This is a genomic window from Hyunsoonleella aquatilis, assembly GCF_014270105.1.
GTDB lineage: Bacteria > Bacteroidota > Bacteroidia > Flavobacteriales > Flavobacteriaceae > Jejuia > Jejuia aquatilis.
The window spans coordinates 984,538-1,001,485 of sequence record NZ_JACNMF010000001.1 but is presented as its reverse complement, the minus strand read 5'-3'; the positions used below and the strand labels follow the sequence as shown (position 1 = coordinate 1,001,485).

Genomic DNA, 16,948 nt, shown 5'->3' with positions numbered 1-16,948 from the left:
TCGGTCGTGAGCGACATTTTTAATAATTTAACTATAATTGTTTACGCATCAATATTAGCATAAATCGCGTTCTTTTCTATAAAATCCCTACGTGGTGGCACTTCATCGCCCATCAGCATAGAGAAAATCCTATCCGCCTCAGAGCCATTGTCAATTTGTACCAAGCGCATGGTTCTAAACTCAGGATTCATCGTCGTATCCCACAATTGTTCGGCGTTCATTTCACCCAAACCTTTATAGCGTTGTATTTTTGAACCATCTCCAAATTCAGCAATAATCTCATCACGTTCCTTATCACTCCAAGCATATTGCTTTTTTGCGCCTTTTTTAACCAAGTACAAGGGCGGTGTAGCAATGTAAACGTGTCCGTTTTCAATCAATTCCTTCATATATCTAAAGAAGAAGGTCAAAATTAAAGTGGCAATGTGGCTACCATCAATATCGGCATCACACATAATTACGATTTTATGGTAACGCAATTTTGAAAGGTTTAAGGCTTTACTATCCTCTTCCGTTCCGATGGTCACCCCAAGTGCAGTAAAAATGTTTTTGATTTCTTCATTTTCGAACACTTTATGTTGCATGGCTTTTTCCACATTCAAGATTTTACCCCGAAGAGGTAAAATAGCTTGAAAGTTTCTGTCCCGACCTTGTTTTGCAGTTCCACCTGCAGAATCCCCTTCAACTAAAAACACTTCACATTTTGCTGGATCCTGTTCAGAACAGTCACTTAATTTTCCAGGTAAACCACCAATGCTCATCACGGTTTTACGTTGCACCATTTCACGGGCTTTTTGTGCCGCATGACGCGCCTGTGCCGCCAAAATCACTTTTTGCACGATTATTTTTGCATCATCTGGGTGCTCTTCCAAATAATCCGTCAGCATTTCAGATACCGCCTGACTTACAGAGGCCGACACTTCGCGGTTGCCCAATTTGGTTTTAGTCTGACCTTCGAATTGAGGTTCTGCAACTTTTACAGAAATAATTGCTGTCAATCCCTCACGGAAATCATCACCTGCAATATCAAATTTCAATTTATCAGTCAATCCTGATGAGTCTGCATATTTCTTTAAGGTATGTGTTAAACCACGACGGAAACCCGATAAGTGCGTACCCCCTTCGTGTGTATTGATATTGTTTACATACGAATGCAAATTTTCAGCATACGAGGTATTGTAAATCATCGCCACCTCAACAGGAATACCGTTTTTCTCACCTTCAAAGGCAATTACATCTTTCATTAAGGGCTCACGGGTAGCATCCAAATACTTCACAAATTCAGTCAATCCTTCATCTGAATGAAATGTTTCACCTTCAAAAGAACCATCCTCCTTTTTGTGGCGCTTATCTATTAAATGCACTGTAATCCCCTTATTCAAAAAGGCTAATTCCCTTAACCTACTTGCCAAGGTATCATAATTATAATCTAAGGTTTGGGTAAAAATGGTAGGGTCTGGTCTAAACGTTACGACGGTTCCGCTTTTATCGGACTCCCCAACGGTTTTTACGGGATATAAAGGTTTTCCGCGCTCGTATTCTTGCTCCCAAATTTTTCCTTCACGGTGCACGGTAGCCTTTAAATGTTCGGATAATGCGTTCACACAACTCACCCCAACACCGTGCAATCCACCAGAAACCTTATAAGAATCCTTGTCGAATTTACCACCGGCACCAATTTTGGTCATAACCACCTCAAGCGCCGAAACGCCTTCTTTTTTATGAAGGCCTACTGGAATACCACGCCCGTCATCCTCAGTGGTAATGGAATTGTCCTCGTTAATCGTAACGGTTATATTGTTGCAATGTCCGGCAAGGGCCTCATCAATGGAGTTATCCACCACCTCGTATACCAAGTGGTGCAATCCTCTCACCCCCACATCTCCAATATACATGGAGGGACGCATACGCACATGCTCCATGCCCTCCAGCGCCTGAATACTATCCGCCGAATAATTGTGTTTTTTAGCTTCGTCGCTCATAAAATCCTTGTTTAATTTGATTTATTTAAATTAAAAGATTCCGCATTTTGCGGAATTAATTCAGTCAACTATTTTTCCTTCAACTCCGTCTTGAAAAAATAGGACTTCATTAACACAAAAAAATGACGCATTTAGCATCATTTTCAAGCCTAACAAATATACGAAATAATAAGGGTGTTAGAAAGCATTTTAACGACTTTATACAATAATTATCAACAATTGTTAATTACCCAAAACGCTCTTAAATCGCCTAAAAAGCATCTTAAAATGGATTTTGATTCATTTTTAGTGTTTGACAGAATTTAGAAAACACAAGAACGCTTCAGATGCCAAAGTATTGCTTTCTGAGCTCTTTTGTTTAAATATAAAATTGAACCTTTTTGTAGTTAAAAGTCTGCTTTTTTTGGTTATTTTTTGGCTACTGCAAAAATATCATGCCCAAATATGATACATGTCACTTTTTTGCCCATAAGTTCATTTTAATTTTGTCCTGAACTTTACAAGTAAATATTTATGATACTTAAAAAAAGAGGGTTTAAATTATGGCTAATAGCTATAGCTTTTACCTTTCCACTTTTAGTCACCAGTCAAACAGAAGACACACCTAAGCCAAAAATCAATTGGAATATTACGTCGCAAATTTGGATGCGCTATTCTGAGCTTAACGAAGGCTCTTTGATACAAGAAGAACCAACATCAGAGTTCTTTGATATATCGATACGAAGGTTGCGGATTCCGGTAAACTGTCAAGTAACCCCCAAAATCTTCCTATACGCTATTTTTGGTGGGAATAATTTTAATTTTAAAAGGAAAGACCTGCCTTTAGAAATTCTTGACCTTTATGCGGAATACACATTCGGTAAATATTTTGAAGTTGGAGTTGGTAAGTCTGGTTGGCAGGGATTAAGTCGCTGGAATATCCGTTCGAACAAAACCCTAATGGGATTAGATTCGCCTTTATTCACGCTAAACTCAGTTGAAAAAAACGATGACATAGGTCGGTTATTTGGCGCATGGATTAAAGGACAGATTGGTAAATTTGACTACCGCATGGCGTTTAACAGGCCCTTTTTTGTTACAACTATTCCAGATGGTGAAGTTAATTTTGCCAATAACAAACCAAGAGTAAAGACTTCGGCTTACGTCAAGTACCAGTTTTTTGAGCATGAATCCAATAAATCTGCTTACCAAACAGGGACGTATATGCAGAACAAAAAAGTCTTTAACGTCGGCGTAGGTTTTCAATATCAACCTGAAGCTATGAGTGACGGGGATGCCATGCTGCCTACTACCACATTTTACGATATGACCCATTTTGCTGCAGACTCGTTTTTAAACTTACCACTGGTTAATGGGGATGCCATTACTGCATATTTAGGGTTCTACGATTACGATTTTGGAAAAGATTATATAAGAAATGTTGGAGCCAATAACCCCACGTCTGGAGGGGGCACGGATTTTAATGGTGCCGGTGTGGCTTTCCCGATGATTGGTACAGGAACTACCTGGTATGGTCAATTTGGATATGCGTTTAAGGAAACCAATGTCTTGAGCCAAAAAGTAGTTATACAGCCTAATATTGCGGTACAACATTCTGATTGGGACAGGCTAGAAGATAAAATGACTGTTTATGATTTTACCGTAAACTTTTACCTGGATGGCTCTCACGGCAATAAAGTGAGCTTGGGATACCAACACAGGCCAATTTTTGATGCCATGACCTTAGAACAAAAGGATTATAAGGGCATGGTTGTACTCCAGTATCAAATTGCGTTGAAAAAATAAAATCGCTTGAATTTTTACAAGAGCAATTTAGCCCCAGAGCCAAAATCTTTGGGATATAGAACTGTACCATTTTGAAATTGAACGCCTGAAGCAATATCGCTGGCCAAAAGCATTGCCCCATCCGCATCTATGTAATCCAAAAGCGGGGCTAGTTGTACCAAATTTGAGATACCAATAGTAGATTCGGTCATACAGCCCAACATGACTTTTAGTCCAAGCGCCCGCCCCTTTTCAATCATTTTTAAAGCTGGAGTAATGCCTCCACATTTCATCAATTTGATATTTATGCCGTCAAATACTTCAGCGCATTTTGCAACATCTTCCAATGTTTTGCAACTTTCGTCGGCAATGAAGGGCAAAGCACTTTCTTTTTTTAACATGCTCATTCCATCCCAATTCTCTGCTTTCAAAGGTTGCTCAATGAATTCAACACCTAATGCTTTCAATGCTTTTGATTTTTGAATGGCCTCGTCCACTTCCCAAGCACAATTGGCGTCGATTCTAAAGACCGCGTCCGTGGCATTTCTTAGAGCCTCTACAATTTCCAAATCGTTTTCCATGCCCAGTTTAATTTTATAAATCGGCCAAGGTTTTTGCTTGACTTTTTCGGTCATCACCGGAATTTCATCGATGCCGATGGTGTAATTGGTTTTGGGCAAATTGCTTTCCCCGTTGTTCCAAAAACTTCTTAGGGTTCGTTTATTTTTTCTGGCGAAATAGTCCCAATAGGCACAATCGATGGCACAAAGGGCGAAGTAATCGTGTCTCAATTTAGGCTCCAAATGGTGCCAAAGGGTTTCGGGATGTGCTCCCTTTTGGGATTCTATTTCAGCCCTTACACTTTTGATTGATGCTTTTAATTTTTGAATGGTTATCCCGTAATATGGGTTGGCGGTAGCTTCGCCGTAGCCCGTTATTGTTCCATCAGAAATTGAGACAATAAGCGTTTCCTGCATATGAACCGTGTGCCTCGAAATCGTAAATGGGTATTTTAAAGGTAATTGATAATGCGAAACGGTCAGTTTGAAGTTCATGCTTTAAAGATAGAAAAAGCCCAACATTATCTAAATCCAAATGCATCCAAATTGCAATATAAAATAGAGCCAACCCATGATTTTCAGATACTTGGCGATTAATTACGTATATTTAATATGAAATTTGGCCAACCATGAATTTCAATATTTTCAACATTATTATTATTTCTGGAGTCATTCAGGGGTTTCTCTTTACTGCCGTGGTGCTTTCTTCCAAAAAATACCGTGCTAGAAGCACATTATTTCTGGCGCTTTTAATTTTCACCTATTCCCTAGGAAACTTGCAGTATATGTTACCTGATATTGGAGCAATGCCCATGCTAGAGATGTACAAATATGTGTACTTGCCATTGGCTACAATTATCCCCGTATTCATTTATTTGTATGTTGTTAAATTCTTATTTCCAGAACGGCGGATTAAAGGGAAGCTATGGCTTTATTTGCCGTTTTTGATTTCAATGGTCGTTACCATTGTGTATCGTTTACTTTTTACTGTAAGCAACAATCATGAAGCCTTGTTTCCGTCCTATGGCTGGTTTGTAAGAGCTGTGGAAATTTTTTCTGTTTTGTTCTCTTTAGCCTTAGTTAGCATGGCCATTAAAAAAGTGCATTCATCTGAGAAGGACCAAAAACAAATTCGGGTAAGCGAAATAAGAACAGATTTGACATGGCTAAAAATTACGCTTTTTGTGATATGGATATTCACGATAGTTTGGGCGTATTTAACCTATTTAAATATGTTCGTAGCGGGTAGCTCCCCAAATTTTTATTGGCTCTGGATCGCTATTGCGGTAACTATTTATTGGTTGGGACATGTCGGTATTTATAAATACGGTATTTTAGTAGAACGTCAAAATATCAAAGATCATTTGGAGAAAACTAATTTATATCAAAAACCTACCAAAAACCAAGAATCAAGAGCCAACGGAAATAGCAAACACCTAGGCAAATTAATTCATCTTTTAGAACGGGATAAAGCTTACTTAAACCCAAATCTTACTTTAGAAATTGTTGCAGAGCATTTGCAGTTGAGCCCCAGTTATGTGTCCCGGATTATCCATGAACAAATGCATACAAGCTTTGCAGAATATGTCAACTCCTTTAGAATTAAAGAGGTGAAAAACTACCTGAAAAACCCTGAGTTTTCTAAATACACGATTACTTCCATTGGGCTTGAGGCGGGCTTCAATTCAAAATCGTCCTTTTATGATGTGTTTAAAAAATCCACTGGAAAAACACCGATGGCTTATAAAAAGGAACACTTAAATTGATACCCCTTAATGATTCCAGATAATTAGTCCAGATTTTTGACATTCTTAAAAATCTGGAATGTCTTGAAAGAGATATAGCTAATTTCATAATTGAATTTTAATCCAAACAATTATTCAAAAATGAAAAAGCTATTACTCTTAATTCTCGTTATTTTTTCTTTCTCCAGTTGTAGTGAAGATGATAGCGTCTCTGTATTTCTTAGGGCGGCTATACACGAAAACTGTAGCAATGATCAAAATTTTTCCGGCTCCGACATTTACGGTTATGAGCTAAGCGACACCTCCTTAGGCACCTATTGGCAAGTGGGCGCTCATCCCTCCGGTGCGGTAAATGAGCAACCTGATTTGGGCATGAATATTTTTAACCCTGATTTGGAATCCGGTCAGTACTCTATCTCTGGAAACAATTTTTCACTAAATTCTGTATTTGTATATTACATTGATGTGCAGGGCAACCAATATGTAAGCACCACCAACCTAGAGGGCGCTGTGGACATTTCAAACGATGGTACCACGGCCACTATAAAGGTTAGCACAAATGTGGTACTTTACAACTTTGAGACTGAGCAATCGATTTGTATTTCAAATTTTGAAGCCAAGGTCGTGGTGAATGAATGATCTGGCAACATTGATATTTTTTAAAAAACGGCACTATTAGAATAGTGTCGTTTTTGCTTTTATACGCGACAAGAATGCAATAACTAAGAAGCCAGAACTTTAATTACCCGTCTAGCCAACGTTAGGGATTGCAGCGGTAGCTTTTGGCGAGGCGCGCATCGAGCCAAAACTTTAAGCGGAAAGCCCGACCCGAGGACGAGGGTTTCATAAAACGTTATAAGGTGGCATCGAGGGTAACGCCCAAATCATAATCCATGACCGCTACTGCTCTGGCACAAGCCGAATGAGCCTGCCAGGACCTTCCACCAAAATATACAGATAACCATCATTGCCCATGTGCACATCGCGTACACGACCGATATCATCCAACAGTTCTTCGTGGCCCACCACGGTGTTGCCGTTCATTTTAAGACGGTGCAGGTACCTAAACTTTAGGGAGCCCACAAACAAATCGCTTTGCCAACTGCCGTAAAAATTGCCGGACATAAAATCCATGCCACAGGGCGCAATGGATGGCACCCAATAATGAATGGGTTGCTCCATGCCCGCCATAGCGGTTTGGTCGGTAATTGGGGTGCCGTTGTAATTGATGCCGTAGGTAATGACGGGCCAGCCATAATTGTTTCCTGAGCCTACGATATTTATTTCGTCGCCCCCTCGCGGGCCGTGTTCGCCTTCCCAAATGGCACCGGTAACTGGGTGTTTGGCCAGCCCTTGCGGGTTTCTAACCCCATAACCGAAAACGGACCATTCGTGATCCTGCATATTGTAAAATGGATTATCGGTTGGGATGGTGCCGTCATCCATAATCCTGTGAATTTTGCCAACGTCGTTGTTTAATAGTTGCGGATAGGTGTCCCGATTCCCACGATCACCGACGGAAACATAAAGATATCCTTCGTTATCAAATACCAACCTGGAGCCGTAATGATTGGTTGTGGTGAGGTATGGTGATGCCGTAAAAATCTCGCTGGTGGCCTCCATGGTATTGCCGGACAATCGCCCGCGGGCTACTGCCGTCGTTTTTTGATTGGCATTATTAGGATTTGGGCTGGAGTAGGACAAATACACATAGGAATTGTTTTCGAAATCGGGATGCAACGTTACATCCAGCAAACCGCCCTGACCTTGAGCCACCACATTGGGTACACCACTGATTTCGGTAATTGTGCCGTTGTTCGTTACCCGGAACAGTTTGCCCTCGCGCTGGGTGACTAAAAAGTCGCCATTTGGCAATTGCACTATACCCCAAGGGATACCCGCGATTTGATTTGTTATGGTTTCTAATCTAAAATCGAGGTCTTCAGAAGTTATTATTCCTGAAAGGTTCGGATTTTCTGTTTCAATATCGGCCTTGGTTTTCCCCTCAATTTCTTGAAGGATGTAATCGGCCAAATCTTTTATTTCTTGGGCCGTAAATGCACTTTCATAAGAAGGCATGCCGTTGGATTCATAGCCATTAGTGATGGAGTTTGCGATGTCCCCGGAGGTACTGCCATAGGTCCAATCCCTTTCAATAAAAGACTCAAACTTTTGCCCGTGACAACCACCGCAATGGTTGGTGTAGTTTAGGGCCGCTTTTGCTAAATCGGCCATTTCTTGTTCCTCCTCTTCTACTTCATTTTGAGTATTGGATTCTGTTGATTCCGAACAACTCAAAATCAAAGCGAGGATAAAAAGATGTAATACCGCAATTATTAAGGTGTTACGATTTTTCATAGCATTTTAGATTTGGTGCTGCCATCCATCGTTGTTGCAAATCTTGAAAAAGAAGTTGGTACAAACGGCTGTATAGCAATTTTTAGGGTACTAATTTAACGAAATTAATTGTTAAATTATTGTCAATCAAAATAATATGAAAATATCAGGAAGAGCAGATAAGTTGTACTAGGGCACTGGCAGCTTATCTATTATTTAATTGTGCGGTTTTAATCCTCAACCTTCCAATGTCGCTTTTTATTCAATGCCTCCTGAGCCTCAATTTCGGCCTGCGGAATAACTTTTAAAAATGAAGGATGTTGCTCAATAGCGAACTCAATTTTTTTGACGATTTCTTCCGTAGTCTCGTTGTCGTAATCAATCTCTAACGGTTGCTTGATTTCCATTGTCTGAAGGATATTTTTCTTTTTCACACGTATGCCCTTTTTGTCAAAAGAGCGACGGAAACCATCAATGACAATAGGTACAACAATGGGTTTATAGCGTTTGATGATATGTGCCGTACCTTTTCTAATAGGCTTAAACGGTGTAGTTGTCCCTTGCGGGAAAGTAATAACCCAACCATCTTCCAACGCAATGCCTATATTGGAAATATCACTCATACGAACCTGACGGTTTACATCCTTGCCCTCTGCTCGCCACGTACGCTCGATACTTATCGAACCCGCGTAGGCCAACAATTTCGGTAAAAAGCCAGCTTTCATAGTTTCTTTTGCCGCCACGTAATAGATATTGAGTTTGGGATTCCACAAGTAGCCGATATTTTTGATCGAATCTCCCCTACCACTTAAACTAGCATTAAACACATGAAACATGGCCACCACATCGGCAAAATAAGTCTGGTGGTTAGAAATGAACAGTACATTTGTATCAGGCAAGTCCTTTATGATTTCGGAACCGTCTATCTGAAGTTCGTTAAAGCCACGAAAACGCCTATGGGTCATCGCACCCATAATTCGGATGAGCCATTTTTTCAGAAACAATATGTGTCCAAAAGGATTTCTTTTAAATAGTCCCATATATTTTTTGGTCTGGTTGGTGGGGCAAAGTTAACAAATCCAACGGCTATTCATAGCTTTGGAGCAGATCCTTGATTTCGCTGAGCATCATGGCCGTGGCTCCCCATACCGTAAAGCCGTTCAATTTAAATGCAGGTACTTCAATATCAATTTTATAAGAAGCTGTTACTCTTTTCATTGCTAAACTTGATGCGTTGAGCAAATCGGTTAATTCCACTTCAATCAATTGTTCTACCTCGGCCTCCTCCTTTATAAATTTAGGCCTATTTTTTGAAATCCCAATAAAGGGCTGTACATAAAAATTACTCGGTGGGATATAAACTTGCGAAATAGGTTTAATGACTTCAATATCCTTTTCTGGCACGCCAACTTCTTCAAAAGTTTCTCTAACCGCCGTGTATTCCAAACTTTTGTCGCCTTTTTCCAATTTGCCTCCAGGAAATGATACCTGGGCCGAATGCACTCCTTTATAGGTGTTTCTCAGGATTAAAATAAAATGGGTTTTATTGTCGTCCTTGGGATAAAACAAGGCCATTACCCCTGCTTGTTTTGCGCTTTTTATGGCTTTTTCCTGCCGTTTCATCAGTTCCCTGCGAAATGGTGGCATCATTTTAAAATGGGATGTTTCGGCAGGTAGTGGTATATTTTTTATTTTTGAAAGCAGTTTTAAAAAATCATCAAAATCCATAGTATATGCGGGCAATCCTCTTTTTGAGCTTTTTCTTTTTGTTTCTGAATTGTGAAGATAAGCAATCCCAGAAAAAGTCGAATCCGGTATATATCGAAAAGGCCCCTAAAGAAAATATTGAAACACCCAAAACAAAGTCCAAAAAAACAAAAGAACCTGAATTCCCTGTTTTAGATACCAAAAACGCAATGGAGTTTTTTCTGCAATATGAAAAGGAACATAGGGAAAACAAAGTGCGGATGACTACCGATTTTGGGGATATTGAAATCTTGTTGTTCAACGAAACCAAATTCCACAGAGCAAATTTTATTTATTTGACCAAGCGTAAATATTTCAATAACACACAGTTTTACCGCGTTATCGATAATTTTATGGTGCAGGCAGGCAATAGCGATGACAAAAAAACAGCCAGAAAGCGGAGAAAGATTGGAAAATATCTGCTCCCAAAGGATACCAACAGAGGGTTTAAACACGACAGAGGGGTCATTTCTATGCCTAGTAGTGAAATAGACAACCCACATAAACTGGCCTCGCCCTATGAGTTTTTCATTGTACAGCAAACTCCTGGAGCTTACTTTTTGGATGGCGATTATACCATTTTTGGGCGGGTTACCAAAGGCATGGAAGTGATTGATAAAATTGCCGGGGTTAAAACCGATGAAGCCGATTGGCCTTTAAGAAATATCTATATTAGGAATGTGGAAATTATTGAGTGAGGATAGATGACAGGTGACGGATGACCGAAGTTTTCTCGCAAAGTCGCTAAGGCGCTAAGGGTTTTCTTAGTAATAACAAAGAACTAATAACACTACATTATTGCTTCGTTCTTTCGCTACATGCTTCTATCTTCGTGCTTCATACCTCATTTTTCTTCGAATAAATCGACGGAAGGGCAATCTTAAACTTTACGGCCAACAATCGAATAACGATGACCACAACACCTGCAATGATAAAAACGATATCACTTTTAATCGGGAATTGGCTCAATACAAAATAGATGATGCCCCCTAAAATGCAAGCCGTAGCATAAATTTCCTTTCTGAAAATAACGGGAATCTCATTGCACAATATATCTCGGATAACGCCACCAAAACTAGCGGTTATCGTGCCTAAAGCGATGCAGATGACGGGGTGTAATTCTGCATTTAACCCTTTTTGAATTCCCACAACGGTATATAAGCCGATGCCAATGGTATCGAACAAAAACAGCGAGGTTCTTAAATAATTGATTTTATTTCTGAAGATAATCGCAAATACGGCCGACACCAAAATCACGTAGGTATAGGTAATATCGCGCATCCAACTAACGGGGGTATTTCCTATTAATAAATCGCGAAGCGTGCCTCCTCCAACGGCCGTAACGAATGCGATGATCAAAATGCCAAACAGATCCATTTTTTTATGGATAGCAACCAAAACACCTGAAATAGCAAAGGCAATGGTTCCTAATATGTCTAGTGTGTAGAACATAAATTTTGATTGATTGAGATCCCGCCAAAGGCGGGATAAGCCCTTCGACTGCGCTCAGGGTAAACTTTTCACATAAATTTCGTTCAGGAGCAATTCGGTTCTTGCCAGACCCTTCGACTCCGCTCAGGGTAAGCGATTCACACGAATTTCGCTCAGGCGAAATTCGGTTCTCTGCTTACATATCCTGAGTATAATAATTATAATCCTTTAAAATGACATCGATAAACTCTATATCACTTTTCTGTTTTACCTCTTTTATACCGACTACTTCAATCAATTTATCCCTTAGTTTAATTAATGTATTATAGTCTTTTGCATCACGCGCCCTGGTAAAGGTGTCTTTTATGATTCTGGCATCGTTGTCAGACAGCTTAATCACATTGGGGTAGGTTGGTTTATAATCGGTTTTTAACTGTTCCAAAATAGTGTGGCTAATATTCACAGTGTCTTTAAGGGCAATCACTCCCGTACCTGCTGCCATATCGCCGATGCGTTGCTGTTTCTTGCTAAAAATGATGGCAAAAAACCCAATTCCGAATAGATAAATATCCACTATCCGAAAAAACCAGCGCACCACATAATCCGAAAAGGTGGCCTGAAAGCCATCAAGTTTTACCACCCTTATTTTTAACGCGCGTTTACCAAGGGTCTGTCCATCCAAAAAAGATTCCAAAGCCAAAGTATAAAACATCACAGGGAAACTTAACACAGTATTTATGCCTATTTGAGACCATTCGTCCATGCCCTCAAATACGCCGAAAACTTTGTTCAAAATTAACATATAGCCAACTTTAATGGCATTATCGATGATAAACGCAATCAGCCGTTCCCCCACTCCGGCAGCCCTAAAATTTATTTTTACGTTTTGCGTCGTGTTAATTTGTAACTCTGACATTTTATAATTTAATTTAACCTGTAATGAGAGAGGTTGCATTTATCAAGCAAAATAAAGAAAAATGGCTGAGTTTTGAGAGGGCTATTTTTAATAATGATTTTGAAGACCCGGACGAACTCGCTTCGCAATACATCCATGTAGTCAATGATTTGGCTTACGCGCAAACCTATTACCCTAAAAGCAAGGTCATTACCTATTTAAATCAACTGGCAGCCAAAGCATTCCAAAAAATTTACAAAACCAAACGGCAGGACACCAATAGGATTATTGGCTTTTGGAAAACCGAAGTGCCTTTGATCTGCTACCAGTACCGTAAATTTATTTATGTGGCCTTTGTCATTTTTTTTGCATTTACATTTATCGGAGCCATTTCTGCAGCCAATGATGGCGAATTTGTACGTTCTATTTTAGGCGACCGATATGTAAACATGACCTTGGAAAATATTGAAGCGGGCGACCCAGTAGCGGTTTATAAAAGCGGTAGCAATTGGGGTAGTTTTATCGGCATCACAATCAACAATCTAAAAGTGGGGATTATTGCATTTGTCTTAGGGGTTTTTGGCGGCCTCGGTACCTTATGGGTGATGTTCAAAAACTGTATTATGCTAGGCTCTTTTCAATATTTCTTCTATGAAAAAGGCGTACTTTGGGAAAGCGTTAGAGGCATTTGGATACACGGTGCAATGGAAATTTTTGCCATTGTTATCGAATGTGCTGCGGGTCTTATTTTGGGCGCAAGCATTCTGTTTCCAGGGACGTATTCGCGATACACTTCTTTTAAACTGGGTGCAAAAACGGGTATCAAAATTTTGATAAGTACTTTTCCGTTTACATTTTCCGCAGGGTTTTTGGAGGGTTTTATCACCAGATATTCCAATAGTATGCCCAATTGGCTGTCTGTCGGTATCATTTTATCCACTTTATCCCTCATCAGTTATTATTATTTGGTATATCCTTATAAAGTTCAAAAACAGATTACCCAAATCCCAGACCTCGCACTTGCATAAATGACTAAAAAGCCCCTACATATCTTATGTTTTTTGTTGCTTTTTTTAAGTTTTCAACACACTTCATTTGGCTTGGCTCCTACTCAGGAACCTGAAGTCCATCGTGTATTTGATTCAGATTTTAAGGAGAAATATTCCGGTGAAAAATTCAACTACGAAGGCAAAAAAGTTGTTAACCGAACACCAGATGGTTCAGGAAATTATAAAGATTACGAAAACAGTGAAGTCAAGGTAAAGGAGCGTGATAATGAAGATGAACTTACCATTAATTTTGGGCCTTTGGGTTGGTTGTTTTACCTCATTCTCTTTGGGGCAGTGGGGTATTTGGCCTATGTGCTGTTAAACGAAGGTGGCACCGGATTGTTCACTTCAAAACGCAATAGAAGTCTGAAACAATATCAGGATATTACTTCCGAAAATATCGAACATGCCGACATCCATTCGCTTATCCATCAAGCTGAATCCAACAAAGATTATCGATTAGCCATTCGTTATTATTATCTACTGGTACTAAAAATGCTCAGCATAAAAAACCACATCAAATTTGAAGACGACAAAACCAATTCGGAATATTTGAATGAGCTCCATGAAAAGCCATTTAGCCAAGCATTTGCCTATACCTCCTATCTCTATAATTATATCTGGTATGGCAAATTCAGTCTGGACGATTCGCAATACCAAAAGGCGAAGAAGAATTTCACAAAACTAATCAATGAAGTTGGATAAATGAAGAAAGCAATTCCCATTATATTGGTTGTTGTTGCTGTAATTTTTACGGCCATTTTCGGTTTGGGCATCAAGCGCACCAAAACTGTGGATTGGGAAGAATCTTTTAACGAACGAAGCAACAAACCCTATGGGGTAAGTGTACTTTATAACGAATTGTCCATTCTTTTTGAAGATTCGAAAATAAGAACAGTGTACCATCAACCCTCAAGTTATCTCACCGCAAATTCAGAATATGGTTATGGTGACCACGAAGCCAAGGGCAATTTTATAATTATAGGAAACTCGGATTATTTAACCGGTTTTTCGGTGGATAAACTTTTGGAATTTGTAGATGCGGGCAACACCCTTTTTATTTCGGATTATTACTATGCCCAGGCACTTCATGATACTTTAGATATCGATATTGATTTTGAATACAACCCCAAAAATGATAGTATTTCAAACCTGTCTTTTGAATATAAAAACCTAACAGAAAGTAGTATCGACAGAAACGAGGGCGATTATTTTTTCTCTAGGATTGATAGCTCCAATACTAGTGTTTTGGGCTATTCCAAAACGGACAAAAAACGTATCAATTTCATTCAAATGGATTTTGGGGATGGAAAAATTCTATTGCATACGGAACCCAAGGCTTTTACCAATTATAACATTCTGAAAGAAAACCGATACGAATATGTGGAAAACGTACTGTCCTATTTGCCGGACGATGACATCTATTTTGATTCCTACATCAAACTACAAAGCGCATATTCCGGCGATGTGGAAGAAAAATCGAATTTAAGTTGGTTTTTGGAGCAACTGTCCTTTCGATGGGCATGGTACACGGCCTTAATTTTCGCATTGCTATTTATGATTTTCAATGCGAAACGCAGACAGCGAATTATCCCGATTATCAAACCCTTACAGAATACTACAGTTGCTTTTGTAAAGACCATTTCCAATCTATACATAGATACGAAAGATTACAACAACCTGATTCACAAAAAGATTACTTACTTTTTAGAAAAAATAAGAACGGATTTTAATCTGGACACTTCCAAATTGGATGACGATTTTATTGTTAAGTTAGCAGGAAAAGCAGGGAGAAAAACCGAAGACGTCAAGCAATTGATTACCTATATCAAATGGTTGCGCACAAAAGAAGAACTTTTTGAGCAAAACCTAATTACATTAAACAAACATATTGAAGCATTTTATTCGAAATAATTATGGAGGAAAATAAACCAAAAGACGAACATAAGGACTACCTGCCAAAACCAGAACAGGATGTTGTGTCGTCCATTGATGACAGCGCCCTAAAAGATGACACCAAAGACTTAGAATTCCAAAATAGGCTGGACTTATCAGAATTACAACAAAGTGTAGCCAAGATAAAGGCCGAAGTGGGCAAAGTGATTGTTGGGCAAAAAGATATGGTGGATATGCTGATTGCCTCACTTTTGGCTAAAGGGCACTCTTTGATTGAGGGTGTTCCGGGTGTTGCAAAAACGGTTACCGCAAAATTGTTGGCAAAATCCTTGAGCGTTGGGTTTAGCCGGATTCAGTTTACCCCTGATTTGATGCCAAGCGATATTTTGGGGACATCGGTCTTCAACTTAAAAGACTCGGAATTCGAGTTTAAAAAAGGCCCTATTTTTTCGAATATGATTTTGATTGACGAAATCAACCGAGCTCCGGCCAAAACCCAGGCCGCACTGTTTGAAGTTATGGAGGAACAACAAATTACCATTGATGGCCACAAATACAATTTAGATGCACCTTTTATGGTATTGGCCACCCAAAACCCAATTGAACAGGAAGGCACTTACCGTTTGCCCGAAGCGCAATTGGACCGTTTTCTATTTAAAATAGATGTGGATTATCCCAATTTAGATGAAGAAATTGAAATCCTTTCTAGAGAGCACGAGCTAAAGGAAAAAACTAAAATCGAGCAGATTACGTCCTTTTTAACTGCCAAACAGATAGCAGAATACCAAGGCCTGGTCAGTCAAATTATTGTTGAAAAACACCTTTTAAAATACATCGCAGAATTAATCGTAGCCACCCGAAGCAATCGCTTTTTGTATTTGGGGGCTTCGCCACGAGCGTCCATTTCAGTATTAAAGGCCAGTAAAGCCTTTGCCGCCATGAGCGGGCGGGATTTTGTCACTCCTGAAGATATCAAACGGGCCATTATCCCCGTGTTGCAGCACAGGGTCATCGTTACCCCAGAAAGGGAAATGGAAGGCGTGACCAGTAAGCAGATTATTCAACAAATTATTGAAAAAGTGGAAATTCCAAGGTAATTAGTCTCAGTTTTCAATTTCAACAGGTACTACTAAATCCTAACCAATAACTAACAAAATATGTTTAAAAATCCATTTTCGTTTGAAGGCAGAATCAGAAGACTTGAATACGGCCTTACCTATCTGTGTTACATAATAATTACTAATCTAATCGAATTCTTGGTAAATGAATATATTGGAGGTGATAGTGCTCTATTTGTATATCTTTTGGTTCTTATCCCCTTAATGTGGATTATGCTGGCTCAGGGCGCAAAACGTTGTCATGATAGAGGCAATAGTGGCTGGTATCAAATCATACCTTTCTATGTGTTTTGGATGGTTTTTGCCGATGGTGAACCTGGACCAAATGAATATGGCGATAATCCAAAAGGAATTGGTCAATATAATGAAATAGACGACATAGGTAAACCAATTAATGACGAACCTCCAAAACTTGAAAGATAAAA

General features: G+C 39.4%; 16 protein-coding genes. 9 read left to right on the top strand and 7 right to left on the bottom strand.

What is annotated here, in order from left to right:
* Positions 1-41: 41 nt before the first annotated feature.
* On the bottom strand, positions 42-1,982 hold the full coding sequence (gyrB, locus tag H7U19_RS04375; RefSeq protein WP_186559297.1) for a DNA topoisomerase (ATP-hydrolyzing) subunit B: 1,941 nt from the start codon (positions 1,980-1,982) through the stop codon (positions 42-44).
* Between the two features lie 513 nt (positions 1,983-2,495).
* Here gyrB and H7U19_RS04370 point away from each other — a divergent pair.
* Positions 2,496-3,767 carry a porin gene (locus H7U19_RS04370; RefSeq protein WP_186559295.1) on the top strand — a complete coding sequence of 424 codons (1,272 nt, stop codon included), beginning with the start codon at positions 2,496-2,498 and terminating at the stop codon, positions 3,765-3,767.
* Positions 3,768-3,781: 14 nt separating this feature from the next.
* Here H7U19_RS04370 and H7U19_RS04365 read toward each other — a convergent pair whose 3' ends face one another.
* Positions 3,782-4,801, bottom strand: coding sequence for a dipeptide epimerase (locus H7U19_RS04365; protein WP_186559293.1), 1,020 nt, complete (start codon positions 4,799-4,801; stop codon positions 3,782-3,784).
* A gap of 134 nt (positions 4,802-4,935) precedes the next feature.
* Here H7U19_RS04365 and H7U19_RS04360 point away from each other — a divergent pair, with 134 nt between their 5' ends.
* Together H7U19_RS04360 and H7U19_RS04355 are read left to right on the top strand one after the other, a co-directional pair.
* Complete coding sequence (locus H7U19_RS04360) at positions 4,936-6,072, top strand: helix-turn-helix domain-containing protein (RefSeq protein ID WP_186559291.1); 1,137 nt, start codon at positions 4,936-4,938, stop codon at positions 6,070-6,072.
* A 120-nt stretch (positions 6,073-6,192) separates the two neighbouring features.
* Positions 6,193-6,690: a hypothetical protein gene (locus H7U19_RS04355; protein WP_186559289.1), complete on the top strand. Its 498-nt coding sequence runs from the start codon at positions 6,193-6,195 to the stop codon at positions 6,688-6,690.
* A gap of 261 nt (positions 6,691-6,951) precedes the next feature.
* Here the strand turns inward: H7U19_RS04355 and H7U19_RS04350 are convergent, their stop codons facing one another.
* The 3 genes from H7U19_RS04350 to H7U19_RS04340 all read right to left on the bottom strand — a co-directional run bounded on the left by H7U19_RS04350 (position 6,952) and on the right by H7U19_RS04340 (position 10,038).
* Positions 6,952-8,409 (bottom strand): PQQ-dependent sugar dehydrogenase, encoded by a 1,458-nt coding sequence (locus H7U19_RS04350; RefSeq protein WP_186559287.1) that lies wholly within the window; start codon positions 8,407-8,409, stop codon positions 6,952-6,954.
* Positions 8,410-8,618: 209 nt separating this feature from the next.
* Positions 8,619-9,428, bottom strand: a complete 810-nt coding sequence (locus H7U19_RS04345) for a lysophospholipid acyltransferase family protein (RefSeq protein WP_186559285.1) — start codon at positions 9,426-9,428, stop codon at positions 8,619-8,621.
* A gap of 46 nt (positions 9,429-9,474) precedes the next feature.
* Positions 9,475-10,038, bottom strand: coding sequence for an NUDIX hydrolase (locus H7U19_RS04340; RefSeq protein WP_343069068.1), 564 nt, complete (start codon positions 10,036-10,038; stop codon positions 9,475-9,477).
* Between the two features lie 83 nt (positions 10,039-10,121).
* On the opposite strand from H7U19_RS04340, the gene H7U19_RS04335 reads away from it, so the two are divergent.
* Positions 10,122-10,832: a peptidylprolyl isomerase gene (locus H7U19_RS04335; RefSeq protein ID WP_186559283.1), complete on the top strand. Its 711-nt coding sequence runs from the start codon at positions 10,122-10,124 to the stop codon at positions 10,830-10,832.
* A gap of 139 nt (positions 10,833-10,971) precedes the next feature.
* Here the strand turns inward: H7U19_RS04335 and H7U19_RS04330 are convergent, their stop codons facing one another.
* Together H7U19_RS04330 and H7U19_RS04325 are read right to left on the bottom strand one after the other, a co-directional pair.
* Positions 10,972-11,586: a trimeric intracellular cation channel family protein gene (locus tag H7U19_RS04330; protein ID WP_186559281.1), complete on the bottom strand. Its 615-nt coding sequence runs from the start codon at positions 11,584-11,586 to the stop codon at positions 10,972-10,974.
* Positions 11,587-11,761: 175 nt separating this feature from the next.
* Complete coding sequence (locus H7U19_RS04325) at positions 11,762-12,481, bottom strand: RDD family protein (protein ID WP_186559280.1); 720 nt, start codon at positions 12,479-12,481, stop codon at positions 11,762-11,764.
* A gap of 23 nt (positions 12,482-12,504) precedes the next feature.
* On the opposite strand from H7U19_RS04325, the gene H7U19_RS04320 reads away from it, so the two are divergent.
* The 5 genes from H7U19_RS04320 to H7U19_RS04300 all read left to right on the top strand — a co-directional run bounded on the left by H7U19_RS04320 (position 12,505) and on the right by H7U19_RS04300 (position 16,946).
* Complete coding sequence (locus H7U19_RS04320; protein WP_186559278.1) at positions 12,505-13,488, top strand: stage II sporulation protein M; 984 nt, start codon at positions 12,505-12,507, stop codon at positions 13,486-13,488.
* A gap of 72 nt (positions 13,489-13,560) precedes the next feature.
* Positions 13,561-14,214, top strand: a complete 654-nt coding sequence (locus H7U19_RS04315) for a hypothetical protein (RefSeq protein ID WP_186559276.1) — start codon at positions 13,561-13,563, stop codon at positions 14,212-14,214.
* Positions 14,215-15,423 carry a DUF4350 domain-containing protein gene (locus H7U19_RS04310; RefSeq protein WP_186559274.1) on the top strand — a complete coding sequence of 403 codons (1,209 nt, stop codon included), beginning with the start codon at positions 14,215-14,217 and terminating at the stop codon, positions 15,421-15,423.
* 2 nt (positions 15,424-15,425) lie between these two features.
* Entirely contained in the window at positions 15,426-16,502 is a 1,077-nt protein-coding gene (locus tag H7U19_RS04305) for an AAA family ATPase (protein ID WP_186559272.1), read from the top strand.
* Positions 16,503-16,562: 60 nt separating this feature from the next.
* On the top strand, positions 16,563-16,946 hold the full coding sequence (locus H7U19_RS04300; RefSeq protein ID WP_186559270.1) for a DUF805 domain-containing protein: 384 nt from the start codon (positions 16,563-16,565) through the stop codon (positions 16,944-16,946).
* Positions 16,947-16,948 lie beyond the last annotated feature (2 nt).